This is a genomic window from Oryzisolibacter sp. LB2S, from assembly GCF_040732315.1.
GTDB classification, from domain to species: domain Bacteria; phylum Pseudomonadota; class Gammaproteobacteria; order Burkholderiales; family Burkholderiaceae_C; genus Alicycliphilus; species Alicycliphilus soli.
On record NZ_CP160388.1, the window covers coordinates 156,495 to 180,205 of the forward strand.

The following is a 23,711-nucleotide window of genomic DNA, read 5'->3' on the forward strand; positions in this document are numbered from 1 at the left end:
CTTGAGCGTCGGGTTGTGCCGCTATTTTTGAGGGGTGGGCGTTTCCGGGAATTCAATGCGGGTGAAGTCACCAATGACATAGAGTGACTCGAGGCCAGATGCGGTGATTTGGTCACATATTTCATAATTAGAGAATTCTTGGTTTGCTACAAGCGCTCGAATTTCGACCCCGGGCGTCAATGTAGATCGAACACATTTCTTAGCCATAGACTTATTCCCATTCTTGCAAACACTGTGCATTTCCCAGCAGACACGCGCATCTGGAATGGACTTGTTTTTGACGTTAATCAAACAATCTCGTCCGCCCTCAATGCTGCTGCATTTCACCTCAGTGATTGCTTCTTGAGAGTGTGCTTTGTAAAGACATCCACCGATAAAGCTCGCGCAAGCGATCGCTAGTCCACCAAGAATAGGTAAGGCAGGAAATTTCATAAAGCACAACGGACAAGGTAAGCCGGCCGCCGTAGGCGGATCGGCTTGAGCGGCGGGTTAGGTGAATAATCAGACGCGGCGCGCATCAACTGTTTGACTTCCCCGGCTGAGGTTGGTGAGCTTATTAAAGTTGATCTCGATGCTGTCAAAACGCATCCACATACGAGTGTTGAAGGCGTCGAATGAGCTAACAGACCACTTTGAACCATCATCGAGAACAATTACTTTCCCGGAATCCTGAATTTCTTTGACTGATGCCTTCATTGCGTTTCCTTTTTAGCTAACGGGCCAGATAAGCCGCCCGCTTTAGCGGGTCGGCTTGAGCGTAAGGTTAGACCCGAATGCCAAAACAGGAAAACCCCAATTTGAAGACGGGCACGAACTATGAAAAAGCACAACGCTACCGAGGCGGCGCGATGCTGATAAAAAACCTACAAATTGGCGTAGCGAATGCAGGCGAAGCCCGGAGAAACGGCAAGTGAGGCGCTGAGTAGCGCCTGAAAAAGTAAATGCCGTTTGAAAAAGCATGGGCCAAATAAAGCGGATTTAAAGCGGGACTAACTGGAATTAGACGACGGAGATCCTAGCGGATGAAGTCGTACAACGCAATACATTTTGCAACATCTAGGGGCAGACCCTCTCGTGCGGCCGCTTAGCCAAACCTAAAATTTTGCGGATGACACAGGACGCCGCAGCCCCCGCCGGCCCCGCTCCCACGCAGGCGCAGCCGCCCAAGCTGCTCGATCGCATGCGCATCCATCTGCGTACCCGGCACTACAGCATACGTACCGAAGAGGCCTATATCGACTGGGCGCGGCGCTTTATCTTGTTCCATGGCAAACGCCATCCGCAGGACATGGGGGCGGCCGAGGTCGAGGCGTTTTTGAGCCATCTGGCCGTGGACCGGCAGGTGTCGGCCTCTACGCAAAATCAGGCCAAGGCGGCGCTTTTGTATTTGTACAAACAGGTATTGGGCATGGATTTGCCCTGGCTCGATGAGGTGGTGCAGGCGCGGCGGCCGCGGCGTTTGCCGGTGGTGCTCACGCCGTCCGAGGTGCGCGCGCTGTTATTGCATACCGAGGGCACGGCAGGGCTGATCGTGCGGTTGATGTATGGCACGGGCCTGCGTTTGATGGAGGCGCTGCGCCTGCGCGTCAAGGATATTGAATTCGAGCGCCGTGAAATCGTGGTGCGCGAGGGAAAGGGTAACAAGGACCGCGTCACGGTATTGCCAGAAAATCTGATTGCGCCTTTGCAGGCGCAATTGAATAAATCCCAGGCTCTGCATCAAAAGGACCTGGCTGCGGGTTTTGGCCGGGTATTGCTGCCGCATGCGCTGGCCGTCAAATATCCGCGAGCCGATCGGGATTGGGTCTGGCAGTGGGTATTTCCGTCGCCGGTGCGCTCGCTCGACCCGCGCCCGGACGCGCACGGTGGCGAGCGGCTGGAGCGGCGCCACCATGTCTACCCCGAGTCGGTGCAGCGCGCCGTGCGCGAGGCGGCGCGGCGCGCCGAGATTGCCAAGCCGGTGTCGCCCCATGTGCTGCGCCATTCGTTTGCCACGCATCTGCTGCAGGCGGGCTATGACATTCGCACGGTGCAGGAATTGCTCGGTCATGCCGACGTGAGCACGACAATGATCTACACCCATGTGCTCAACAAGGGCGGGCGCGGCGTGTTGAGCCCGCTCGATGCGCTGTAGCTGGGCGCCTCGCCATGGCGCTGCCCTGCTTTTGGCGCGTGGGTCCGGGCGTTCGCGGGGATGACGCAGGGCGTGGTCGATGGCCATGGGGCTGGCGTTGTGCGCGTGGCTGCCGCGCCGGACCGCGGTGCGCAGCGGTGTCTCACGGGGTGGCGGACAGCTGCGGATAACGGTGTCAGGAAGGGAGAACACCATGGCAGTCAGCGTTTTTGACCTGTTCAAGATCGGCATAGGGCCGTCGAGCTCGCACACCGTGGGCCCGATGCGCGCGGCGCGGCTGTTCGTGCAGCGCCTGGCGCGCGAGGGCCATATGCCGCGCGTGGCGCGTGTGCGCAGCACGCTCTATGGGTCGCTGGGCGCGACGGGGCGCGGCCACGCGAGCGACCGCGCCGTGCTGCTGGGCCTCGCCGGCCATGCGCCCGATACGGTGGACCTGGCCATCATCGAGCCGCTCGTCGCGCGCATCCGCAGCCAGGGCCGGCTGCCGCTGGCCGACGGGCCCGAGATCGCCTTCGACTGGCGCGCCGACCTGCCCCTGGTGGCCGACGAGTGCCTGCCGCTGCACGCCAACGGCATGCGCTTCGAGGCCTTCGATGCGGCGGGTGGCCTGCTGGACGCGCAGGTGTACTACTCGGTGGGCGGCGGCTTCATCGTGAGCGAAGAGGCGGCGCAGGACGTGCAGCGCCAGGCGCAGATCGCGCCCGACACCGAGGTGCTGCCGCTGCCGTTTCACAGCGGCGCGCAGCTGCTCGCGCAGGCAGCGGGCCAGGGCGGCTCCATCGCGCAGGTGATGCGCATCAACGAGCGCCACTGGAGGAGCGATGCCGAGATCGACGCCGGCCTGCTGGCCATCTGGCGCGCCATGCAGGACTGCGTGGCGCGCGGCTGCGCCGTGGGCGGCGAGCTGCCCGGCGGCTTTCACGTGCGCCGGCGCGCACCCGCGCTCTTGCAGGCGCTGCAGCGGGCGCCCAGTACCCAGCAAGACCCGCTGCAGGTGATCGACTGGGTGAACCTGTTTGCCCTGGCCGTCAACGAGGAGAACGCCGCGGGCGGGCGCGTGGTCACGGCGCCCACCAACGGCGCGGCGGGCATCGTGCCGGCGGTGCTGCACTACTACTGGCGCTTTATCGCGGGCGCGAACGAGGCCGGCGTGATCGACTTTCTGCTCACGGCCGGCGCCATCGGCATCCTCTACAAGGAGAACGCCTCGATCTCGGGCGCCGAGGTCGGCTGCCAGGGCGAGGTGGGCGTGGCCTGCTCCATGGCCGCGGCGGGCCTGTGCGCGGTGCTGGGCGGCACGCCGGCGCAGGTCGAGAACGCGGCCGAGATCGGAATGGAGCACCACCTGGGCCTGACCTGCGACCCGGTGGGCGGCTTGGTGCAAATCCCCTGCATAGAGCGCAACGCGCTCGCCTCGGTCAAGGCCATCAACGCCGCGCGCATGGCGCTGCACGGCGACGGCACGCACCACGTAAGCCTGGACCAGGTCATCAAGACCATGCGCGAGACGGGGGCCGACATGATGAGCAAGTACAAGGAGACTTCGCGCGGCGGGCTGGCGGTGAATATCGTGGAGTGCTGAGGTGGTGCTTTGGATTCGGCAAAGCAGGGGTTGCCGAATCACGAAACACGGGGCGCGTCGGGCGCCTTATCGTGGCAGGCCTATTGCAAAAGGAGTTGCCATGCCTCTGCGTCGTCGTCTGCTCGCTATCTGCCTGGCTGCACTGCCACTGGCTTCCTGGGCCGCCTGGCCGGATCGGCCCATCACCATCGTCGTGCCTGCGGCCGCGGGCGGCACCACCGACATCGCGGCGCGGGTGCTCGCGGAAAAAATGGGTAAGGACCTGGGTACGGCCATCGTCGTAGAGAACAAGGGCGGGGGCGGCGGCAGCATCGGCACGGCCCAGGTGGCGCGCGCCAAGGCCGACGGCTACACGCTGCTGATGGGCAACATCGGCCCCATAGCCATCAACTTCAGCCTCTACAAGCAGCTCAACTACAAGGAGAGTGATCTGCGCGGCATCACCAACGTGATCTCGGTGCCCAACATCCTCGTGGTCCATGCCGACTCGCCCGTGCACAGCGTGAAGGAACTGGTGAGCCTGGCCAAGACGCGCAGGCTGAACGTGGCCACCTCGGGCGTGGGCCAGTCGCCGCACATGTCCTCCGAGATGTTCCGCCAGAAGGCCGGTATCGAGGTCACCCTGGTGCCATTCCCCGGTGCGGCGCCGGCCGTGACGGCGCTGCTGGGGCAGCAGGTGGACTTCATGATCGACAACCTGCCCAGCTCGCTGCCACACATCAAGTCTGGCAAGTTCCGCGCCCTGGCGATCACCAGCGCCGCGCGGTCGGCACAACTGCCCGATGTGCCCACCATGACCGAGGCCGGCGTGCCCATGCAGGTCACGGCCTGGTTTGGCCTTTTGGCGCCAGCCGGCACACCGGATGAGGTCGTGAACCGCCTGCAGCAGTCGGCCCTCAAGGCCATGCAGTCGCCCGAGGTACGCCAGCGTTTTGCCGACCTGGGCGGCGTGCCCGGCGGGGAGACGCCCGCCGAGTACGACGCCTTCATCGCCCAGGAGCGCAAGAGCTGGTCCCAGATCGTCAAGGCCGCCGGCCTGTCCCTTGAATGAGCATGGCCATGTTTGCAGACATCGAACAACTCCTGTCCCAGCCCTTCGGCTCGCTGCCCGAGCTGATAGCGCACCAGGCCGCACACCGCCCTGGCCATGCGGCCCTGATCCAGGACGATAGGCGCCTCACCTACGCCGCGCTGCGCGACGGCATGGATCGCGTCGCGGCAAGCCTGCAGCGCGACGGGCGGGGCCCCGGCGACGTGGTTGCGATCTGCGCCGGCACCTCGGTCGAATATGTGCTGGCCTACCTGGGCGCGCTGCGCGCCGGTGTGGCCGTGGCGCCGCTGGCGCCCTCGGCCACGGCCGCGCACCTGAGCGCCATGCTCGAGAACTGCGGCGCCCACCTGGTGCTGCGCGACCGCGAGGTGGCCGCGCAATGGCCGCTGCACGCGGGCGCCGCGCTGCGCTGCGTGGCGCTCGATGACGCGCCCGAGGCGGGCGAGTCCTGGTCGCAATGGCTGGCCGCGGGTGATGCCGTGCCCGCGCCGATCACGCCAGAGCCCGACTGGCCGTTCAACGTCATCTATTCCTCGGGCACGACGGGCGTTCCCAAGGGCATCGTGCAGTCCTGGGCCATGCGCTGGGCCCATGTGCGCCGCGCCGTCACCAACGGCTATGGGCCCGATGCGGTGTCGCTGTGCGCCACGCCGCTGTACTCCAACACCACGCTGGTGGCGGCCCTGCCTACGCTGGCGCTGGGCGGCACGCTGGTGCTGATGCGCAAGTTCGACGCCGCGCAGTACCTGCAGCTCGCCGAGCGGCATGGCGCCACGCACACCATGCTGGTGCCGGTGCAGTACCAGCGCCTGCTGGCCTGCCCGGCCTTCGACGGCACGGACCTGAGCCGGCTGCAGCACAAGTTCTGTACCAGCGCACCCTTCAGCGCCCAGCTCAAGGCCGAGGTGCTGCGGCGCTGGCCCGGCCGGCTCATCGAGTACTACGGCATGACCGAGGGCGGCGTGCGCTGCGAGCTGCATTGCCACGAGTTTCCGAACAAGCTGCACACCGTGGGCCGCCCCGGCGAGGGCGCCGAGATCCGTTTCATCGACGAGCAGGGCAACGAGCTCGCGCCCGGCGAGCAGGGCGAGATCGTGGGCCGGTCGGCCGGCATGATGAGCGGCTATTACCGCCTGCCCGACAAGACGGCCGAGGCCGAGTGGTTCGACGGCGCGGGCCGACGCTTCATCCGCAGCGGCGACGTGGGTCGGCTCGACGAGGACGGCTTCATCGTGCTGGGCGACCGCCGCAAGGACATGATCATCAGCGGCGGCTTCAACATCTACCCGAGCGACATCGAGGCCGTGCTCGCGCAGCACCCGCAGGTGGTGGAATGTGCCGTGATCGGCGTGCCCTCCGAGCAATGGGGCGAGACGCCTGTGGCCTACGTCGTGGCGCGCGCGGGTGAGGCCGTCGACGCGCAGCTGCTGCGCGAATGGCTCAACGCCCGCGTGGGCAAGACCCAGCGCGTGGCCGACCTGTGCCTTGCCACCAGCCTGCCGCGCAGCGAGATCGGCAAGGTCTTGAAGCGGGAGCTGCGTGATGGCTATGTGCGGGGAAAGCCTGCCGCCCATTGATTTCCCACCACCAACGATCAGGAGACAAGCTGTGCTCACTCATCCTCTCACTCATCGCTCGCGGCGGCGCCGTGCCCTGCTGGCTGGCTTGGCCATTGCCACCGGCGCTCTACTGCCCTTGGCGGTCTCGGCTCAGACGGCCGATGCCTGGCCGAGCAAGCCGATTCAGCTGGTGATTCCGTATCCGCCTGGCGGCAGTGCCGACTTGTTGGGACGCCCCTTGGCGGTGCAACTGCAACAGCAGTTGGGCCAGCCCGTGGTGCTCGAATACAAGCCGGGCGCCGGGGGCACCCTGGCCACGCAGTACTTGGCGCGCGCCAAGCCCGATGGCTATACCGTACTGATGGTGCTGGCTGCGCACGCCATCAACGACAGTCTCTATCCCAAGCTGCCCTACGACACACGCAAGGATTTCGCGCCGGTGTCGCTCGTGGCCAATCTGCCCATGGTCGTAGCGGGCAGCAGCAAGCTGCCGGCAAGGAACATCCAGGAGTTGGTGCAGGCCGCCAAGGCTGCACCGGGCCAACTCACTTTTGGCTCGGCTGGCAACGGCAATACCGGGCATCTGGCGGCCGAGTATTTCAGCAGCCTTGCGGGCATCAGGATGACGCATGTGCCCTACAAGGGCAGTGCCGGCGTGGTCAATGCCATGCTGGCCGGCGATATTGATCTGACTTTCGACAGCATCTCCACCTCCATGCCGCATATCCGCAGCGGGCGCATGCATGCGCTGGCTGTGACCAGTACCAAGCGATCTTCTCTTGCGCCCGAGCTGGCGACGGTGCAGGAGCAGGGCATGACCGGCTTTGACGTAACCGGTTGGTACGCACTCATCGCACCGGCTGGCACGCCGGCCGAGATCCGTCAGCGGTTGAGCCAGGAAATCGGCACGGCCTTGCGCCAGCCCCAGCTGCAGTCGCAACTTGCCGCAGGCGGTTACGAGCCTGTGGGCTCCACACCCGATGCGCTGCAGGCGCATATCGACAACGAAATCACGCGCTGGGCGGCCGTGGTCAAGGCGACGGGCGCCAAGGTGGACTGACAATCGCACCATGCACAAGCAGTCTTCTCTTGCCCCCGACATCCCCCCGAGCCCCTTCGCTGGCGAGGCACCCGACATGTTCTTCGGCCTGCCCATGGCTATGGCACGGGCCATGGCGCTGCGCGGCGAGCGCATAGGCCATGACAGGGCCCAGGTGCGCATGGGTTTTCAGCGCGACCAGGCCAACAGCCGCGGCGAGGTGCATGGCGGCTCGATTGCCACGCTGCTCGACTGCACGTTGGCCGCGGCCGTGCGCTCGCATGATCCGGCCGCCTACGGCGTGGCCACGATAGACCTCACGCTGCACTACGTGAGCGCGGGCAGCGGCGACCTGATTGCCATCGCGCATTGCGAGCGGCGCGGGCGCTCGATCAGCTTTGCGCGTGGCGAGGTGCGCGCCGAGGACGGCACGCTGGTGGCCCTGGCCACGGGCAGCTTCAAGCTGATCGCGCGCGCGCCGTCCGCGGCGTAGGGGCTCAGGTGGGCTGGACGCCCGCGGCCCGCAGCAGCCGGCCCCATACAGGGGCCTCGTCGGCCCAGGCGCGGGCAAACTTCTCGGGCGTGTCGTCGTCCACGGGCACGAAGCCCGCGGCGATGATGCGCGCGCGGCCCTCGCGGCTGGCGATGGCGTGGTTGGCGGCCAGGCCCCATTGGCGCATCACGTCGGGCGCCATGCCCTTGGGGCCGGCGATGGCCAGCCAGCCGGTGAGCGACAGGGCGTCCTGGCGGAACCCGGCCTCGGCAAAGGTCGGCACCTCCGCCAGCAGCGGCACGCGGCGCGGGCCCGTCACGGCCAGGGCGCGCAGCTTGCCGCTGTCGATGTGCGGCTTGAGGTTGACCATGCTGCCAATGCCGACCTTGATCTGCCCGCCGAGCAGGTCTTGCACCATCGGTGCCTCGCCCTTGTAGGCCACATGCTGCATGCCGGCCCCGGCCTCGTCGCTCAGGGTGGCGCAGACCAGATGGCCATGCGATCCCATGCCGTAGCTGCCGTAGGACAGCTGGCCCTTGTGGGCGCGTATCCAGTCCATGTACTCGTTCAGGTTGCGCGCCGGAACGTCGGAAGTGACGACCAGTGCGATTGAGGCCAGGCAGACGCGCGAGAGCGGCGTGAGGTCGGTCAGCGGGTCGAACGGCATCTTCTGGAACATGTAGCGGTTGGTGAGCATGGTCGATGTCGTGCCCAGCAGCACCGTATGCCCATCGGGGGCGGACTTGGCGACGGCGTCTCCGGCCAGCAGGCCGGCGGCGCCGGGCTTGTTGTCGGCCACCACGGCCTGGCCGAAGGTCTGTGCCATGCGCTCGCCGAGCACGCGCGTGATGACGTCGGTGGCGCCGCCCGCGGCAAACGGCACGACGATGCGCACCGGGCGCGTGGCAAAGCCCGGCTGGGCGCGCAGCGGGCCCGCGGCCGCGGCGCCCGCGGCCAGGGCCAGCAGCTGGCGGCGGCTGCAATGCGGAAGATGGTGGTCATGGCTCATGCGGTGTCTCCTGGTTGTGGTTGGCCTGTCCGTTATGCGTTGTCGATCGCTTGGTATCAATCCATGGAAATCCGCGCCGACTCCGCCACGGCCTTCCAGTGGGCGGCGTCCTTTTCCACCTGGGTCTTGAAGTCACCCGGCAGCGAGCCCACGGCGATCAGGCCCATGTCGGTCAGGCGCTTGTTGAGCTCGGGCGACTGCACGATGGCGCTGATCTCGGCGCCCAGCTTGTCCACGATGGGACGGGGCGTACTCGCGGGCACAAACATGCCGAACCAGCCATTGGCCTCGAGGCCAGGGTAGCCGGCCTCGGTCATGGTGGGCACCTGGGGCAGGGCGGGGTGGCGCTGCGCGCCCGTGATGGCCAGGATGTTGAGCTTGTCCGACTTGATGTGCGGGTAGGCCGCCGTGGCGTCCACGAAGGCCAGCGTCAGCTGCCCGCCGAGCAGGGCCGCCATCTCCGGGCCCGAGCCCTGGTAGGGGATGTGCGTGATGGCTATGCCGGCCTGCTGCTTGAAGCGCTCGCCGTTCATGTGCGACGAGGTGGCGTTGCCATAGGTGCCGTAGTTCAGCGTGCCGGGCGCGGCGCGGGCCTTGTCGACGAACTGCGCGAGCGTTGTCACGCCCGAGTCGCGCGGCACCATGAGCAGGTCGGCTGATTTCGCGATCTGCGACACCGGCGTGAGGTCTTCGAGCCGGTAGGGCACTTTCTTGTACAGCGCCGGTATCTGCACCACGGCCGTGATGCCCATGAGCACGGTGTAGCCGTCGCCGGGCGCCTTGGCCACGAGGTCGTTGCCCAGGATGCCGCTGGCGCCGGGCTTGTTCTCCACCACCACGGGCTGGCCCCAGCGCTGCGACAGCTGCGTGCCGATCAGGCGCGCGATGGTGTCCGTGCCGCCGCCCGCGGGGTAGGGCACGATGAAGCGTATGGGCTTGCTCGGGTACGGCTCCTGCGCCTGTGCGCCGCCGATGGCGCAGGCGGCGGCCAGCGCGATCAGGGCCAGGGTCTTGCGTCGTGCGAATGTCATATGTGTCTCCTTGTGTGGTCGGCTTACAGCGTGCGCGCGATGATCTCCTTCATGATCTCGTCGCTGCCGCCATAGATGCGCCCTATGCGCGCATCGGTCCAGGCGCGGCCCACCTGGTATTCGGTCATGTAGCCATAGCCGCCGTGCAGCTGCAGGAACTCGTCGAGCAGCTTGTTCTGGAGCTGCGTGGCGTTGAGCTTGACCATGGCCGCGCGTTCGGGCGTGAGCCGGCGCTGCAGGTGCAGGCGCATGCAGTCGTCGACGAACACGCGCAGCATGGTGGCCTGGGCCTTGGCCTCGGCGAGCTTGAAGCGCGTGTTCTGAAAGTCGAACACCGGCTGGCCGAAGGCCTTGCGCTCGCGCGTGTAGTTCACGGTCTTGTGCAGAAAGACCTCGATGGAGGCGGCCGCGCGCACGGCCACCACCAGGCGCTCCTGGGCCAGTTCCTTCATCAGGTACTTGAAGCCCATGTTCTCCTCGCCCAGCAGATTGCCCACGGGCACGCGCACGTTGTCGAAGAACAGCTCCGAGGTGTCCTGCGCCATCAGGCCGATCTTCTCGAGCTTGCGGCCCTTGGTGAAGCCCGGTGTGCCGTCCTCCACGACGATCAGCGACACGCCCTTGGCACCGAGCTCGGGCGCGGTTTTGCAGACCACGATGACGATCTCGCTGTTGATGCCGTTGGTGATGAAGGTCTTGCTGCCGTTGATGACGTATTCATCGCCCTCGCGCCGCGCCGTGGTGCGCACGGACTTGAGGTCGCTGCCCGCGCCGGGCTCGGTCATGGCGATGGCGCCGATGAGCTCGCCCGCGGCCATGCGGGGCAGCCAGCGGTCCTTCTGCTCCTTGCTGCCGTAGGCGTTGATATAGGGCGCGACGATGTCCGAGTGCAGCGGAAAACCCACGCCGCTGGCGCCCGCGCGTGCAATCTCCTCGAGCAGCACGGCCGCATGGCCGAAGTCGCCGCCGCCGCCGTAGGGCTCGGGCAGCATGGGGTTGAGCAGGCCCTCGCGCCCGGCCTTGCGCCAGACCTCCTTGGGCACGATGCCATCCCTCTCCCACTGGGCGTGAAAGGGCTCGACCTCGCGCTCGAAGAAGCGCCGCGCCTGCGCGCGGAATTGTTCGTGGTCTTCGCGGTAGATGGTGCGTTCGATCAGGTCTTGCATCGTTCCTGCCTTCGGTGGTTTGAATGAAATCGGGCTCCAGCACTTGTCCAACAAGCGCTGGCAGCTATTGTTTTAAGAGTTGCGCAGCGCAAACCCCGCCTGCGGCTGGTCGCGAAAGCGTTCTTTGAGCTCGCGCCGCAGCAGCTTGCCTGTCGCAAGGCGCGGCAGCTCGTCCACGAACACCATGCGCTGGGGCAGCTTCAGGCGCGCGAGTACCTCGGCGGCGCTCGCGGCAATGGCGCGGGCCGTGTCCTGCGTGGCGTCCGAGCCCGGCCGCAGCACCACGGCCGCGAGCGGCACCTCGCCCAGGTCGCCATGGGGCACGCCGACCACGGCCACCTCCAGCACGGCGCCGTGGCGCGCGAGCGCGTTTTCGATCTCCTGCGGGTAGAGGTTCACGCCGCCCGACAGGATCAGGTCGGCGCGCCGGTCGCTCAAGAAAAGATAGCCCTCGGCGTCCACATGGCCGATGTCGCCATAGCTGACCCAGCCGCGGTCGTTGATGGCCTGGCGCGTCTTTTCGGGGTCGTTCAGGTAGCTGAAGCTTCCGCCGCCCTCGAAGAACACCTGGCCGATCTCGCCCGCGGGCAGCTCCCGGCCCTGGTCGTCCACGATGTGCAGCCGGCCCGTGGTCGCGCGCCCCACGGAGCCCGGCCGCCGGCGCCATTCGGCGGAGTCGATCATGGTCGTGCCGCAGCCCTCGGAGCCCGCGTAGTACTCGAGCAGGATGTCGCCCCACCAGTCGAGCATGGCGCGCTTGACATCCACCGGGCAGGGCGCGGCCGCGTGGATGGCCATGCGCAGGCTCGACAGGTCGTGGCGCGCGCGCACCTCGGCGGGCAGGGCGAGCAGGCGCGAGAACATGGTCGGCACCCACTGGCTGTGCGTGACGCGGTGGAGCTCCACCAGGGCCAGCGCGCGCTCGGCGTCGAAGCGCTCCATCACCACCACCTGGCCGCCCATCTCGAGCACGCGCAGGCTGTAGCGCAGCGGCGCCGCGTGATAGAGCGGTGCGGGCGAGAGGTAGACCGTGTCCTCGCCCAGGCCCAGAAGCCGCGCCGAGGCCAGCGCCTCGGGGTCGCATTGCCCGCGCAGCGCGGCCGGCCACAGGGGCTTGAGCACGCCCTTGGGCCGCCCCGTCGTGCCCGAGGAATAGAGCAGGTCGCGCCCTATCGGCCGGTCGGAAAAGTCCACGGGCGCGCCGTGCAGGGCGGCCAGCGCCGCATGCAGCGATGCGGCCTGGGCTGTCGCCTCGTCCACCGTCCAGCAGGGCAGGGTCACGCCGGCGAGCTGCGGCAGGGTCTTGGTGGAGGCCACCACCAGGCGCGCGCCGCTGTCGGCCACGATGTAGGCCACCTCGTCGGCCGTCAGATGGGTGCTGAGCACGGCGGCATACAGGCCGGCCCGGCGCGCGGCCAGGGCCAGGGCCAGGATCTCGACGCGGTTTTCCAGCAGCACGGCAAAGCGCTCGCCCGCGGCCAGCCCCTGGGCCGCGAGCCACTGGGCCATGCGCTCGGCCATCTGTGCCAGCGCACCGGCGCCATGGCACTGGCCCTGATCGGCCATGACCACGACCGTGCGATCGGGGGCCGCTGCGGCGCGGCCGAAGAAATCCTGCATGCCTGTCACCCGTGGTGTGCACGGCGCCGCCGGGATGGCTGCGCCGTGTGAATTGCGAAATGCGAGTCTCACAATTCCAATGTGTGATCGGATTTTTTCAGGCGATGGATCCGGAAAACATCGGGTAAACACGCTCTTAAGCAGATGCGAACGGCCAAAAAATCACTATTAATGGATCATTCGTTTCATTAAACGCATGGAGTGCCTATGAAAAATCCCGTCATCGTCGATGCCATCCGCAGTCCCATGGCCCGCGCCAAGCCCGATGGCGCCTTGGCCGAGGTGCATCCCGTGGATCTGCTGTCCCAGGTGCTGCAGCAGCTGGTGGAGCGCAACCGTATCGACCCCGGCCAGGTCGACGACGTGATCTGCGGCTGCGTGAGCCAGGCCGGCGAGCAGGCCGGCACGCCCGGGCGCCTGGCCTGGCTGGCCGCGGGCCTGCCCACGCATGTGCCCTCAACCACCATTGACCGCAAATGCGGCTCGAGCCAGCAGGCCGTGCACTTCGCGGCCCAGGCCATCATGGCCGGCACGCAGGACATCGTCATCGCCTGCGGCGTGGAGAGCATGAGCCGCGTGCCCATGGGGAGCTCCCGCATGGGCAAGAACACCACCGGCGCGCGCTTCGATGCGCGCTATGCGCCCGGCCTCGTGGGCCAAGGCGTGTCGGCCGACCTGGTGGCGGCCAAGTGGGGGCTGTCCCGCACGACACTCGACAGCTACGCCGCGCGCTCGCACCAGCGGGCCGCGGCCGCGCAGTCCGCGGGCCGTTTTGCGCGCGAGATCGTGGGCATTGACGCGCCCGCGGGCCGCGTGACGGCTGACGAGACCATTCGCCCCAGCACCACGGTGGAAAAGCTTGCCGGCCTCAAGGCCGTGTTCGAGAGCGAAGAACTGTCGGCGCGCTTCCCGCAGATTGCCTGGAGCACCACGGCCGGCAATGCCTCGCAGATGACCGACGGCGCGGCCGCCATGCTGATCATGAGCGAGGAGCGCGCGCTGCAGCTGGGGTTGAGGCCGCGCGCGCGCTTCGTGGCCTTCGACGTGGTGGGCGACGACCCGCTGTACATGCTCACCGCGCCGATTCCAGCCACCCAGCGCGTGCTGGCCAAGGCCGGGATGAAGCTGGACGACATCCACCACTACGAGATCAACGAGGCCTTCGCCAGCGTGCCCCTGGCCTGGCAGAAGGAATTGAAGGCCGACGGCGAGCGCCTGAACCCGCGCGGCGGCGCCATTGCTCTGGGCCACCCGCTGGGCGCGTCGGGCATACGCCTTATGACCACCATGCTGCACGCGCTCGAAGACAGCGGCCAGCGCTACGGCCTGCAGTCCATGTGCGAGGCCGGCGGCATGGCCAATGCGACGGTGATCGAGGTTTTGCGCTGAGCCTCGGCACCGCGAGCCACTACCGCCGTCATTCCCGCGCCGCACAGCCACTACCACCGTCATTCCCGCGAAAGCGGGAATCCATGGGGCGGCGCAGAGGCTGGATTCCCGCGTTCGCGGGAATGACGGGGCAGGGCAGCGCATCGCGGCTGCATCAAGAACCAGACACACAAGGAGAACCCATGAAACTGCAACAAGGAATGACCGTCCTCGTCACCGGCGGTGTCTCGGGCCTGGGCGAGGCCACGGCCATTGCCCTGCTCGAGCGCGGCCTGAACGTCGTCGCCGTGGACCTCAACGACGAGCGCGGCCAGGCGATGGAGCAAAGGTATGTGGGCCGCCTGCGCTACGTGAAGGCCGACGTCTCTGATGAGACCCAGATGCAGCAGGCGATCGCAGCGGCAGAAGACATGGGCAATTTCCGCGCCCTGGTGCACTGCGCGGGAATAGGCGGCCCGGTGCGCCTGATCGAAAAGGACGGCAGCCCGGGGTCGCTCGAGAAGTTCGTCAACATCATCCGCGTCAACCAGATCGGCACCTTCAACACGCTGCGCCTGGCGGCCGTGGCCATGGCGAAGAACGAGCCCATAGACGGCGAGCGCGGCGCCTGCGTGCTCACCGCCTCGGTGGCGGGCTACGAGGGGCAGATCGGCCAGATTCCCTATGCCTCGTCCAAGGCCGGCGTGATCGGCATGACCATCGTCGCCGCGCGCGACCTGGCGACCAAGTTCATCCGCGTCTGCACCATCGCGCCGGGCCTGTTCGACACGCCCATCCTGGCCAAGCTGCCCGACGAGATCCGTCAGTCGCTGGCCGCCTCCGTGCCCAACCCGGCGCGCCTGGGCCACCCCAGCGAATACGCGATGACCGCTCTGCACATCCTGGAGAACCCCATGCTCAACGGCGAGACCATCCGCCTCGATGGCGCGATTCGCATGCAGCCGCGCTGACAGGCAGTGAACGGCCGGGGCGCCGGTGCAGCCGAGGCGGACTCGGGAATTGGTTTTGACGACAAGCAACAAGGGGAGACAAACACCATGCCACATCCGTTGACCCGGCGCCGCGCCATCGGCGCACTTGGTGCCCTGGGCGCCATGGGTTCAGGCCTTGGCGGGGGCGCCTGGGCGCAGGACCATGCCACCGCCTACCCGAGCAAGCCAATCCGCCTCGTCGTGCCGTTTCCCGCGGGTGGCGCCACCGATGTGCTGGCGCGGCATGTCGCCAAGGGCCTGCAGCAGAGCTGGGGCCAGCCCGTGGTCGTGGACAACAAGCCTGGCGCGGGCGGCATCCTCGGCACCAAGACCGTCATAGGCTCGGCGCCCGACGGGCATACGCTGCTCGTGCACCTGGCCTCGGTGCTGCAGCAGCCCCACCTGCGCCCGAGCAGGCCGTATTCCATGGCCGATCTGGCGCCCATCACCAGCCTGGTGCGCGGTCAGCTCACGCTGGCGGTGCAGAAGGACCTTGGCGTGAACACGCTCGACGAGTTCATCGCCCTGGTGCGCAAGAACCCCGGCAAGTACAGCCTGGCCAACTATGGTCCGGGCACCACGCCGCATCTGCAGGGCCTGATGTTCGCGCGCCAGGCGGGGCTGGAGATCACGCCCGTGGCCTTCCAGGGCGGCGCGCCGCTGCTGGTGGCGCTCAAGGGCAACCATGTGTCGGCCGGCCTGCTCGACGTGGCGGCGCTGCGGTCGCTGGGTGATGCGGTCCGGCTCGTGGCCACCAGCGGCCGCCAGCGCTGGCCCAGCCTGCCCGATGTGCCGACCTTTGCCGAAAAGGGCTTTCACTCGCTCGACGCCGAGGGCTGGATAGGCCTGTTTGCGCCGGCCGCGACGCCCGAGGCCATTCAGCAAAAGCTCAACCGCGAGGTCGCGCGCATCCTGCGCACGCCCGAGCTGACCTCGGCCATCGAGGCCATCGACATGGTTGCCGTGGGCAACGACCTGCAGGCCTACCGCCGCCAGGTGCAGGCCGACGATGCGCTGTACGCGCGCATCATCCAGGAAACCGGCGTGCGGCTGGACTGAAGGCGCGCCGTGCAGATCTATCTGACCCAGGGCCTGCACCGCGCGCTGCAGCAGCACCCGCATCGCCTGGCCACGCTCTGCGGCGCGCGCCGGCAGGACTGGCGCACGCTGGTCGCGCGCGTGGCGCGTCTGGCGGCCGTGCTGCGCGCGGCGGGCCTGCAGCCGGGCGAGCGCGTGGCCCTGCTCGCGCACAACAGCGACCACAGCGTCGAGGCCTTTCTCGCCACCTGGTGGGCCGGCGCTGTCATCTGCCCGCTCAACACGCGCTGGAGCGGCGCCGAGATGGCGCATGCGCTGCGGGATGTGCAGCCGCGCCTGCTGCTCGCCGATGCGGCCTGCGCCGATGCTGCCGATGAGCTGCTGCGCAATGCCACGCCCGCTCTGCCTTGCATGTTCCTGGGCACGGGCCAGGCGCCCGAGGGCATGCCTGCCACCGAGGCACTGCTGGCTGCCGCCGAGCCGCTGGAGGATGAGCGCCACGGCGGCGACGCGCTGGCCGTCATCCTGTTCACGGGCGGCACCACGGGCTTTCCCAAGGGCGTGATGCTGTCGCACGCCAACCTCTGGTCGGCCACCACGGCGCGGCTGGCGCAGATGGCGGGAACTGGCACATCGTTGCTCGCCACGCCGCTGTTTCACGTGGCTGGTCTGGGGCGGCTGGTGGGGCAGATCGTGCAGGGCAGCAGCTGCGTGATCGAAACCCAGTTCCGCCCCGACCGCGTGCTGGCCGCGATTGCCGAGCATGGGGTCAGCGAGATCATGCTCGTGCCCAGCATGCTGCAGATGCTGCTGGACGCGCCGGACTTCGACGCCGCGCGTCTGGCGTCGCTCAGGCGCATCGTGCATGGCGCGGCGCCCATGCCGCAGGCCCTGCTGCTGCGCGCCATGCAGGCCCTGCCGCAGGTGGAGTTCGCCGCGGCCTACGGCATGACCGAGACCGCCGCCAGCGCCAGCTTGAACGGCCCCTACACCCTGGCCAACCATGGCGCGCATCTGGCGCATTTGACCTCGGTGGGCCGCGCGAGCTGGGGCTGCGAGCTGCGCATCGCCGGACCCGATGGCGCGGCGCTGCCCGTGGGGCAGGTGGGCGAGATCTGCGTGCGCGGCCCGAGCGTGATGCTGGGCTACTGGCGCCAACCCGAGGCCACGGCCCAGGTGCTGCGGGACGGATGGATGCACACCGGCGACGGCGGCTACATGGACGAGGACGGCCATGTGCACCTGGTCGATCGCCTCAAGGACATGATCATCAGCGGCGGCGAGAACGTGTACTCGCTGGAGGTCGAATCCGCGCTCATGCGCCACCCTGCAGTGGCGCTGTGCGCCGTGGTCGGCGTGCCCGACGCGCAATGGGGCGAGGCCGTCCATGCCGCCGTGGTGCTGCGCCCCGAACAAACCGCCACGCCCGAGGCGCTGCGCGCACATGCGCGCGCCCAGCTCGCGGGCTTCAAATGCCCGCGCGTGGTGCATGTGCTCGATGCCCTGCCGCTGTCGCCCACCGGCAAGGTGCTGAAGAACCGCCTGCGCGAGCAGCTGGCCAGCCCCAGCCATTGAACCTAGACACTGCAGTTGACCGCTGACAACCCTTGGGAATGCCGCATGAACTCAGACCTTGCGCCACTTCGGAATGTTCACCTTCTGGGTGAGGGCGCTATGCCCCTGCCAGCACCGCGCTCGGCGCGGCAGGTGGGTTGACGCAAACGATGGGAGCAGACGGATGGATATCACCACGCAGATTGAGGGGCAGACTCAGGCGGCGCTGCCCCACTGGCCCAAGGGCGTGCCGCAGCATCTGCGCGTGCCGCGCGTCACGCTGGACGACTACCTCGAGGTCAATGCCCGCCGCGCGCCGGACAAGCCCGCCATCCTGTTCGGCGGCGCCACCATCAGCTACGCCCAGCTGTGGGCCCAGGTGCAGGCCCTGGCGGGCTATCTGCAGCAGCGCCTGGGCGTGCGGGTGGGCGACCGGGTGCTGCTGCAAAGTCAGAACAGTCCGCAGTTCACCATCGCAAGCTACGCCATCTTCCGCGCCGGGGCCGTGCTGGTGCCGGTGAGCGCAATGACCACCGCGCAGGAGCTGCGCTACTACGCCGCGGACAGCGGCGCGCGCGTGGCCGTCGTGGCCCAGGAGCTGCTCGCGAGCGTCACGCCCTGCATGGACGAGGGCCTGCTCGATGCCGCCATCGTCCACGCCTACAGCGACCTGCTGCCGCCCGAGCCCGAGGCCGGCCTGCCCGCCGTGGTGACCGCGCCGCGTGCGCCGCTGCCCGCGGGCAACTACCACGGCTTTCAGGCCGCGCTCGATGCTGCGCTGGCGCCCGGGCCGCGCAGCGTGGGGCCGGATGACCTGGCCCTGCTGCCCTACACCTCGGGCACCACGGGCCACCCCAAGGGCTGCATGCACACCCATGCAACGGTGCTGGCGCCGCTGGTCGCGGGCCAGATCTGGCGCGGCACCCATGCCGAGATGGTGAGCCTGGCCGTGGCGCCCATGTTCCACATGCTCGGCATGCAGGCCGGCATGAACGCACCCATGTTCACCGGCGCCACCGTGGTGGTGATGGCGCGCTGGGACGCGCTGCAGGCCGCGCGCCTGATCGAGCGCCACCGCGTCAGCGTCTGGTCGGCACCGCCCAGCATGGTCATGGACCTGTTCGCCCAGGCCGACGCGCATCGCGTCGATGTCTCCAGCCTGCTGCTGCTGGGCGGCGGCGGCGCGGCCATGCCCGAGGCCGTGGCGGCCATGCTGGCCGAGCGCTTTGGCCTGGCCTACAACGAGGCCTATGGCCTGACCGAGACCGCCGCGTTTCTGCTGGCCAACCCCGTGCACCATGGCAAGCGCCAATGCCTTGGCATGGCCACGCAGGGCGTGCATGCCATGGTGGTGGACCCCGCGACGCTGCAGGAGCTGCCCCAGGGCGAGGTGGGCGAGCTGCTGGTGAGCGGCCCCCAGGTCATGCGCGGCTACTGGCACAACGACGAGGCCGACCGCGCCGCCTTCGTCGAGCGCCATGGCCGGCGCTACCTGCGCACCGGAGACCTGGCCTGCGTGGACGCCGAGGGCTACTACTTCATGCGCGACCGCTTGAAGCGCATGATCAACAGCAATGGCTACAAGGTCTGGCCCGCCGAGGTGGAGAACATGCTCTACGCCCATCCCGCGATTGCCGAGGCCTGCGTGATCGGCGTGACCGACGCGCGCCGTGGCGAGACCGTCAAGGCCGTGGTCGTGCGCAGGCCCGGCGCCGCCTTGAGCGAGGACGCGCTCATCGAATGGTGCCGCACGCAGATGGCGGCCTACAAGGTGCCGCGCCTGGTGCAATTCGTCGATCGGCTCCCTAAGTCCGCGACCGGCAAAATCCAGTGGCGCCAGCTGCAGGAGGCGGCGCAGAAAGAATCCATCCATGCTTGACACATCCTTCTTCGCGGGCCGCCATGTCTTTGTCGCGGGCGGCACGAGCGGCATCAACCTCGGCATCGCCCAGGGCTTTGCGCGCGCGGGCGCCCATGTCACCGTGATCAGCCGCTCGCCCGACAAGGTGCGCCAGGCGGCCGAGGGGCTCGAGGCCCTGGGCGCGCAGGCGCTGGGCATCAGCGCCGACGTGCGCGATGCGGCGGCGGTGGAGGCCGCGCTGCGCCAGGCGCATGAGCGCTTTGGCGACATCGACGTGCTGATCTCGGGTGCGGCGGGCAACTTCATCGCGCCGGCCAGGGACTTGTCGCCCAACGGCTTCAAGACCGTGGTGGACATAGACCTGAACGGCACGTTCCACGTGCTGCGCCTGGCCTGGCCGCTCTTGAGGAAACCGGGCGCGAGCGTCATCAACATCTCGGCGCCCCAGGGCACCAACCCCATGCTCTACCAGGTGCATGCCTGCGCGGCCAAGGCCGGCATCGACATGATGACGCGCGTGCTGGCCCTGGAATGGGGCGAGGAGGGCGTGCGCGTGAACGCCATCAGCCCCGGCCCCATCGCGGGCACCGAGGGCATGCGCCGGCTCGCGCCTTCGGCCGAGGCTCTGGCCAACGTGGTCGCCAGCGTGCCGCTGCAGCGCATGGGCACGCTCGACGACATCGCCAACATGGCGCTGTTCCTGTCCTCGCCCCAGGCCGGCTACGTGACGGGCGCCGTCATTCCCGTGGATGGGGGCTCGTCCCTGAGCGGCGGGCGCGACATGCGCGCCTCCTACGTCCCGCGCGGTGCGGGCTGAGACAATCGCGGGTTTTCATCGAGGTCCATGTGAATACCGAAGCCGACAGCAAGCTCGTCAGCGCCCTGGTGCGCGGCATCACCATATTGCGCTGCTTCGATCACAAGTGCACGGAGCTGAGCGCGCGCGAGCTCATGGAGCGCACCGGCCTGCCCAAGCCCACGCTGTTTCGCCTGACCGAGACCCTGTGCGAGCTCGGCCTGCTGCGCTACTCGGAGCGACTGTCCAAGTACGTGCCGGGCCTGGGCCTGCTCGAGCTGTCCTCGCCCGTGCTCACGCGCATGGCGCTGCGCCAGTTTGCGCGCCCGCTCATGCAGGCCCTCGCCGACCTGTGCGAGGGCCAGGTCCAGCTGGCCGTGGGCCACAGGCGCGAGCTGTGCCTGGTGGAACTGGCCAACGGCATGGGCAACAACGTCTACCGGCCCGAGGTCGGCGTGCGCATGTCGCTGTCGCGCACGGCCTCGGGCCGCGCCTATCTGATGGCCATGGCCGACGACGAGCGTGCGGCCTACCTGCGCGATCTGCAGGCCAGCGACCCGCAGCGCGCCGACTGGCTCGCGCAGCGCCTGGTGGACGCGCGCGAGGACATGGCGCGCCACGGCTTTTGCCGCAGCCACGGCGACCTGCACAGCGAGATCGAATCCATCGCCATGCCCATGAGCCAGCCGCAGGACGGCGAGCTGTGGATCTTTGCGGCATCGGTGCCGGTGTTCAGCCCGCACCACAGCAAGCTCGAGGCCGACCTGGGGCCGCGCCTGCGCACCCTGGTGCGTTCGGTCGAGAGCGTGCTGGGGCTGTGACGCCCGTGCGCCATGCCGTCATGCCATGCCCACCCACCCGGCGATGACATGCCCGTCCACCCACCCGTCATCCCCGCGAATGCGCCCACCCACTCACCCGACATCCCCACGAACGCCCCCGCCCCCGTCATCCCCGCGAACGCGGGGATCCACCGGCGTGACGGGTCGACGGAAGGTGCAGGACATGGATCCCCGCATGCGCGGGGATGACGGCCGGTTGGCGGCGGGTGTTCTGCCGGGCAGTGGCAGGCAAGAGGGCCGGGGCCAAGAGATGTTGCTGTTGAACAAGGAGACTCCATGAAGGTATTGGACAGCGTACGCGTGCTCGAAATCGGCGGCCTGGGCCCCGGGCCGTTCTGCGCCATGCATCTGGCGGACCTGGGCGCAGACGTGATCTCCGTCGTGCGCCAGGACAAGGGCAACAGTACGACCGGCAGCCTGCTCAACCGCGGCAAGCGCTCGGTGTTTGCCGACCTCAAGACCGATGAGGGGCGGCGCCTGGTGCTGGACCTCGTGCGCGACGCCGACGCGCTCATCGAGGGCATGCGCCCCGGCGTCATGGAGCGCCTGGGCCTGGGGCCCGAGGACTGCCTGGGCGTGAACCCGCGCCTGGTCTATGGCCGCATGACGGGCTGGGGCCAGAGCGGGCCGCTCGCGCCGCGCGCCGGCCATGACACCAACTACGCCGCCGTCTCGGGCGCGCTCTGGGGCTGCGGCCCGGCGGACGCGCGCCCCGTCTCGCCCTTTGCCGTGCTCGGCGACATCGGCGGCGGCGCGCTGTACCTGATGACGGGGCTGCTCTCGGGCATCGTGCAGGCGCGCGCCACGGGCCGCGGCACGGTGGTGGATGCGGCCATCGTCGACGGCGCGGCGCACATGCTGAACCTGATGCTGAGCGCACGCCAGAGCGGCCTGGTGGCCGACGCGCGTGGCCAGAGCGTGCACGACAGCGCGCCCTTCTACGACACCTATGTCTGCGCCGATGGCGGCCATGTCACGGTGGGCGCGCTCGAACCCCAGTTCTACGCCCTGCTGCTGGTCACGCTGGGCCTGGAGGGGGACCCCGCCTTCGCCGGCGCGCAATGGGACAAGGCCGCCTGGCCGGCGCGCCGCGCGCGCCTGGCCGCGCTGTTCCTGAGCCAGCCGCGCGCGCATTGGCAGGCGCTGCTCGAGCCGACCGACGCCTGCTTCGGCGCTGTGCTCAGCCCCGTGGAGGCGGCAAATCATCCGCACATGCGCGCGCGTGGTGTCTACACGGAGCGGGACGGCGTGCTGCAGGCCGCGCCCGCACCACGCTTCGATGGTGCGGCCTATGCGTCCGGCGACCTCTGCGCGAGCGGCGCGCACACGCAAGAGGTGCTTGAGCGCCTGCAGGGCGCCGGCGCCGTCTGGCGCCCGCGCTCAGCGCCGTAACAGCGGCGACGCCGGCAGAAAGCGAAACGCCAGCGAGGCCAGCGCCACCCAGGCGGCAATCGCGAGCAGCACCGCGCGATAGGGCTCCTGGCCCTGGCCCGTGGCCCAGGCCGCGACCGCGCCCGTGGCGGCCTGCATCAGCGCCACGCCCAGAAACATGGCCATGGTGTAGAGCGAGAGCGCGCGTCCCGTCTGGCTGGCCGGGTAGGAGGCGCGCACATCGGTGTACTGCAGCACGCCAAAGCCCCAGAGCAGGCCCATGGCAATCATCAGCGCCACGCTCGCGCCCGCATGCGGCAGCAGCGCCAGCACGGCGAACAGCGCGGCCATGAGCAGCGAGAGGTTGGCCACCCAGGCGCGCCGGCGCAGCGGCCCCGGGTCCATGCGGCCGAACACGCCGGGCGCGAACAGCGAGATCACCGACAGCACCAGGGCCACGTTGCCGCTGTCGACCAGCGTGAACTGAAAGCGCCCCATGAGCAGCGGCCCAAGCCACAGACCGCGCAGCGACAGAAACGCCGCGTAGCACGACATGCCCAGCACCAGAATGCCCCAGGTGTGGGGCAGGGTGAGCAGCATGGCCAGGCCGCGCAGCGACTCGCCCCAGCCCTCGCGCGCGCGCTCGGTTGGACTGTCAGGTGCGCCGGGCTCGTGGACCAGCGCGAGGATGATGAGCCAGGACAGGGCGCTCATCACCGCCAGAATGCCAAAGCCCGTGCGCCAGCCCCAGTGCTGCACCACCCAGGCCAACGGCGTGCCCGTGAACATCAGCCCCAGGCCGCCCAGGCCCAGGCTCAGACCCGAGTAGAAGGCAAAGCGCTCGCCGGGGAAATGGCGCGAGATGAACACCGTGCAGGCCAGAAACGCGGGCGAGCAGCCCACGCCTATGAGCACCTGGCCCAGCATCAGCCAGCCATGGCTGGGCGCCAGCGCCGACAGCGCGGCGCCCGCGATGGCCAGGGGCGCCGCGGCCAGCACCGTGCGGCGCAGGCCATAGCGGTCCATGGCGATGCCCATGAGCAGCTGGGCCACGCCGAACGACAGACCGAACAGCCCCGCGAATGCGCCCAGCGCCTGGGCCGAAAGGCCGAAATCCTGCTGCAGCCCCTGGGCCACGATGGCCGTGACGGTGCGGTAGGCCTGGCTCAGCGCAAAGCCCGACAGCAGGGCCAGCAGCATGAGCC

22 protein-coding genes are annotated in these 23,711 nt (G+C 68.4%); 15 read left to right on the top strand and 7 right to left on the bottom strand.

What is annotated here, in order from left to right; all coding sequences use genetic code 11:
- Nucleotides 1-21 precede the first annotated feature (21 nt).
- Both ABUE11_RS00740 and ABUE11_RS00745 read right to left on the bottom strand, forming a co-directional pair.
- On the bottom strand, nt 22-432 hold the full coding sequence (locus tag ABUE11_RS00740; protein WP_367067052.1) for a hypothetical protein: 411 nt from the start codon (nt 430-432) through the stop codon (nt 22-24).
- Between the two features lie 69 nt (nt 433-501).
- Complete coding sequence (locus tag ABUE11_RS00745; protein ID WP_367067054.1) at nt 502-696, bottom strand: hypothetical protein; 195 nt, start codon at nt 694-696, stop codon at nt 502-504.
- A gap of 77 nt (nt 697-773) precedes the next feature.
- Here ABUE11_RS00745 and ABUE11_RS00750 point away from each other — a divergent pair, with 77 nt between their 5' ends.
- The 7 genes from ABUE11_RS00750 to ABUE11_RS00780 all read left to right on the top strand — a co-directional run bounded on the left by ABUE11_RS00750 (nt 774) and on the right by ABUE11_RS00780 (nt 7,858).
- The gene (locus ABUE11_RS00750; RefSeq protein WP_367067056.1) at nt 774-914 is read left to right on the top strand and encodes a hypothetical protein; all 141 of its coding nucleotides are present in this window, start codon (nt 774-776) and stop codon (nt 912-914) included.
- Nucleotides 915-1,108: 194 nt separating this feature from the next.
- Complete coding sequence (locus ABUE11_RS00755; protein WP_367067058.1) at nt 1,109-2,134, top strand: integron integrase; 1,026 nt, start codon at nt 1,109-1,111, stop codon at nt 2,132-2,134.
- A 193-nt stretch (nt 2,135-2,327) separates the two neighbouring features.
- On the top strand, nt 2,328-3,716 hold the full coding sequence (locus ABUE11_RS00760) for an L-serine ammonia-lyase (protein ID WP_367067060.1): 1,389 nt from the start codon (nt 2,328-2,330) through the stop codon (nt 3,714-3,716).
- Nucleotides 3,717-3,816: 100 nt separating this feature from the next.
- The gene (locus ABUE11_RS00765) at nt 3,817-4,767 is read left to right on the top strand and encodes a tripartite tricarboxylate transporter substrate binding protein (protein ID WP_367067061.1); all 951 of its coding nucleotides are present in this window, start codon (nt 3,817-3,819) and stop codon (nt 4,765-4,767) included.
- A gap of 8 nt (nt 4,768-4,775) precedes the next feature.
- Entirely contained in the window at nt 4,776-6,344 is a 1,569-nt protein-coding gene (locus ABUE11_RS00770) for a class I adenylate-forming enzyme family protein (RefSeq protein ID WP_367067063.1), read from the top strand.
- Between the two features lie 31 nt (nt 6,345-6,375).
- Nucleotides 6,376-7,386 (top strand): tripartite tricarboxylate transporter substrate binding protein, encoded by a 1,011-nt coding sequence (locus tag ABUE11_RS00775; protein WP_367067064.1) that lies wholly within the window; start codon nt 6,376-6,378, stop codon nt 7,384-7,386.
- Nucleotides 7,387-7,396: 10 nt separating this feature from the next.
- On the top strand, nt 7,397-7,858 hold the full coding sequence (locus tag ABUE11_RS00780; RefSeq protein ID WP_367067065.1) for a PaaI family thioesterase: 462 nt from the start codon (nt 7,397-7,399) through the stop codon (nt 7,856-7,858).
- A 4-nt stretch (nt 7,859-7,862) separates the two neighbouring features.
- Here the strand turns inward: ABUE11_RS00780 and ABUE11_RS00785 are convergent, their stop codons facing one another.
- From ABUE11_RS00785 to ABUE11_RS00800, 4 genes are all read right to left on the bottom strand, one after another.
- Complete coding sequence (locus tag ABUE11_RS00785) at nt 7,863-8,867, bottom strand: tripartite tricarboxylate transporter substrate binding protein (RefSeq protein WP_367067066.1); 1,005 nt, start codon at nt 8,865-8,867, stop codon at nt 7,863-7,865.
- A 56-nt stretch (nt 8,868-8,923) separates the two neighbouring features.
- Nucleotides 8,924-9,898: a tripartite tricarboxylate transporter substrate binding protein gene (locus ABUE11_RS00790; protein ID WP_367067068.1), complete on the bottom strand. Its 975-nt coding sequence runs from the start codon at nt 9,896-9,898 to the stop codon at nt 8,924-8,926.
- 23 nt (nt 9,899-9,921) lie between these two features.
- Entirely contained in the window at nt 9,922-11,064 is a 1,143-nt protein-coding gene (locus ABUE11_RS00795; RefSeq protein ID WP_367067069.1) for an acyl-CoA dehydrogenase family protein, read from the bottom strand.
- Between the two features lie 72 nt (nt 11,065-11,136).
- Nucleotides 11,137-12,684 (bottom strand): AMP-binding protein, encoded by a 1,548-nt coding sequence (locus ABUE11_RS00800; RefSeq protein WP_367067071.1) that lies wholly within the window; start codon nt 12,682-12,684, stop codon nt 11,137-11,139.
- A gap of 207 nt (nt 12,685-12,891) precedes the next feature.
- Between ABUE11_RS00800 and ABUE11_RS00805 the strand changes: the two genes are divergently transcribed.
- The 8 genes from ABUE11_RS00805 to ABUE11_RS00840 all read left to right on the top strand — a co-directional run bounded on the left by ABUE11_RS00805 (nt 12,892) and on the right by ABUE11_RS00840 (nt 22,527).
- Complete coding sequence (locus ABUE11_RS00805; protein ID WP_367067073.1) at nt 12,892-14,073, top strand: thiolase family protein; 1,182 nt, start codon at nt 12,892-12,894, stop codon at nt 14,071-14,073.
- Nucleotides 14,074-14,255: 182 nt separating this feature from the next.
- A complete protein-coding gene (locus ABUE11_RS00810; RefSeq protein WP_367067074.1) occupies nt 14,256-15,023 on the top strand; it encodes an SDR family NAD(P)-dependent oxidoreductase in 768 nt (255 codons plus the stop codon).
- Nucleotides 15,024-15,110: 87 nt separating this feature from the next.
- The gene (locus tag ABUE11_RS00815) at nt 15,111-16,103 is read left to right on the top strand and encodes a tripartite tricarboxylate transporter substrate binding protein (protein WP_367067076.1); all 993 of its coding nucleotides are present in this window, start codon (nt 15,111-15,113) and stop codon (nt 16,101-16,103) included.
- Nucleotides 16,104-16,112: 9 nt separating this feature from the next.
- A complete protein-coding gene (locus tag ABUE11_RS00820; protein WP_367067078.1) occupies nt 16,113-17,657 on the top strand; it encodes a long-chain-fatty-acid--CoA ligase in 1,545 nt (514 codons plus the stop codon).
- Between the two features lie 163 nt (nt 17,658-17,820).
- Nucleotides 17,821-19,515, top strand: a complete 1,695-nt coding sequence (locus ABUE11_RS00825) for a long-chain-fatty-acid--CoA ligase (protein WP_367067080.1) — start codon at nt 17,821-17,823, stop codon at nt 19,513-19,515.
- Nucleotides 19,508-20,314 carry an SDR family oxidoreductase gene (locus tag ABUE11_RS00830; protein WP_367067081.1) on the top strand — a complete coding sequence of 269 codons (807 nt, stop codon included), beginning with the start codon at nt 19,508-19,510 and terminating at the stop codon, nt 20,312-20,314. The genes ABUE11_RS00825 and ABUE11_RS00830 overlap by 8 nt, the downstream gene beginning before the upstream one ends.
- Before the next feature lie 29 nt (nt 20,315-20,343).
- Nucleotides 20,344-21,114 carry a helix-turn-helix domain-containing protein gene (locus ABUE11_RS00835; RefSeq protein ID WP_367067083.1) on the top strand — a complete coding sequence of 257 codons (771 nt, stop codon included), beginning with the start codon at nt 20,344-20,346 and terminating at the stop codon, nt 21,112-21,114.
- Between the two features lie 297 nt (nt 21,115-21,411).
- On the top strand, nt 21,412-22,527 hold the full coding sequence (locus tag ABUE11_RS00840) for a CaiB/BaiF CoA-transferase family protein (protein ID WP_367067085.1): 1,116 nt from the start codon (nt 21,412-21,414) through the stop codon (nt 22,525-22,527).
- On the opposite strand, the gene ABUE11_RS00845 is transcribed toward ABUE11_RS00840, so the two are convergent.
- A complete protein-coding gene (locus tag ABUE11_RS00845; RefSeq protein ID WP_367068867.1) occupies nt 22,516-23,706 on the bottom strand; it encodes an MFS transporter in 1,191 nt (396 codons plus the stop codon). The two genes, ABUE11_RS00840 and ABUE11_RS00845, sit on opposite strands and share 12 nt — an antisense overlap.
- Nucleotides 23,707-23,711 lie beyond the last annotated feature (5 nt).

Bases quoted from the DNA above. Each gene is read 5' to 3' on its own strand.
- ABUE11_RS00770 (WP_367067063.1), top strand. From the start codon at position 4,776: ATGTTTGCAGACATCGAACAACTCCTGTCCCAGCCCTTCGGCTCGCTG.
- ABUE11_RS00740 (WP_367067052.1), bottom strand. From the start codon at position 432: ATGAAATTTCCTGCCTTACCTATTCTTGGTGGACTAGCGATCGCTTGC.
- ABUE11_RS00745 (WP_367067054.1), bottom strand. From the start codon at position 696: ATGAAGGCATCAGTCAAAGAAATTCAGGATTCCGGGAAAGTAATTGTT.
- ABUE11_RS00845 (WP_367068867.1), bottom strand. From the start codon at position 23,706: ATGCTGCTGGCCCTGCTGTCGGGCTTTGCGCTGAGCCAGGCCTACCGC.
- ABUE11_RS00765 (WP_367067061.1), top strand. From the start codon at position 3,817: ATGCCTCTGCGTCGTCGTCTGCTCGCTATCTGCCTGGCTGCACTGCCA.
- ABUE11_RS00750 (WP_367067056.1), top strand. From the start codon at position 774: ATGCCAAAACAGGAAAACCCCAATTTGAAGACGGGCACGAACTATGAA.
- ABUE11_RS00755 (WP_367067058.1), top strand. From the start codon at position 1,109: ATGACACAGGACGCCGCAGCCCCCGCCGGCCCCGCTCCCACGCAGGCG.
- ABUE11_RS00780 (WP_367067065.1), top strand. From the start codon at position 7,397: ATGCACAAGCAGTCTTCTCTTGCCCCCGACATCCCCCCGAGCCCCTTC.
- ABUE11_RS00785 (WP_367067066.1), bottom strand. From the start codon at position 8,867: ATGAGCCATGACCACCATCTTCCGCATTGCAGCCGCCGCCAGCTGCTG.
- ABUE11_RS00795 (WP_367067069.1), bottom strand. From the start codon at position 11,064: ATGCAAGACCTGATCGAACGCACCATCTACCGCGAAGACCACGAACAA.
- ABUE11_RS00840 (WP_367067085.1), top strand. From the start codon at position 21,412: ATGAAGGTATTGGACAGCGTACGCGTGCTCGAAATCGGCGGCCTGGGC.
- ABUE11_RS00810 (WP_367067074.1), top strand. From the start codon at position 14,256: ATGAAACTGCAACAAGGAATGACCGTCCTCGTCACCGGCGGTGTCTCG.
- ABUE11_RS00790 (WP_367067068.1), bottom strand. From the start codon at position 9,898: ATGACATTCGCACGACGCAAGACCCTGGCCCTGATCGCGCTGGCCGCC.
- ABUE11_RS00805 (WP_367067073.1), top strand. From the start codon at position 12,892: ATGAAAAATCCCGTCATCGTCGATGCCATCCGCAGTCCCATGGCCCGC.
- ABUE11_RS00825 (WP_367067080.1), top strand. From the start codon at position 17,821: ATGGATATCACCACGCAGATTGAGGGGCAGACTCAGGCGGCGCTGCCC.
- ABUE11_RS00760 (WP_367067060.1), top strand. From the start codon at position 2,328: ATGGCAGTCAGCGTTTTTGACCTGTTCAAGATCGGCATAGGGCCGTCG.
- ABUE11_RS00800 (WP_367067071.1), bottom strand. From the start codon at position 12,684: ATGCAGGATTTCTTCGGCCGCGCCGCAGCGGCCCCCGATCGCACGGTC.
- ABUE11_RS00815 (WP_367067076.1), top strand. From the start codon at position 15,111: ATGCCACATCCGTTGACCCGGCGCCGCGCCATCGGCGCACTTGGTGCC.
- ABUE11_RS00830 (WP_367067081.1), top strand. From the start codon at position 19,508: ATGCTTGACACATCCTTCTTCGCGGGCCGCCATGTCTTTGTCGCGGGC.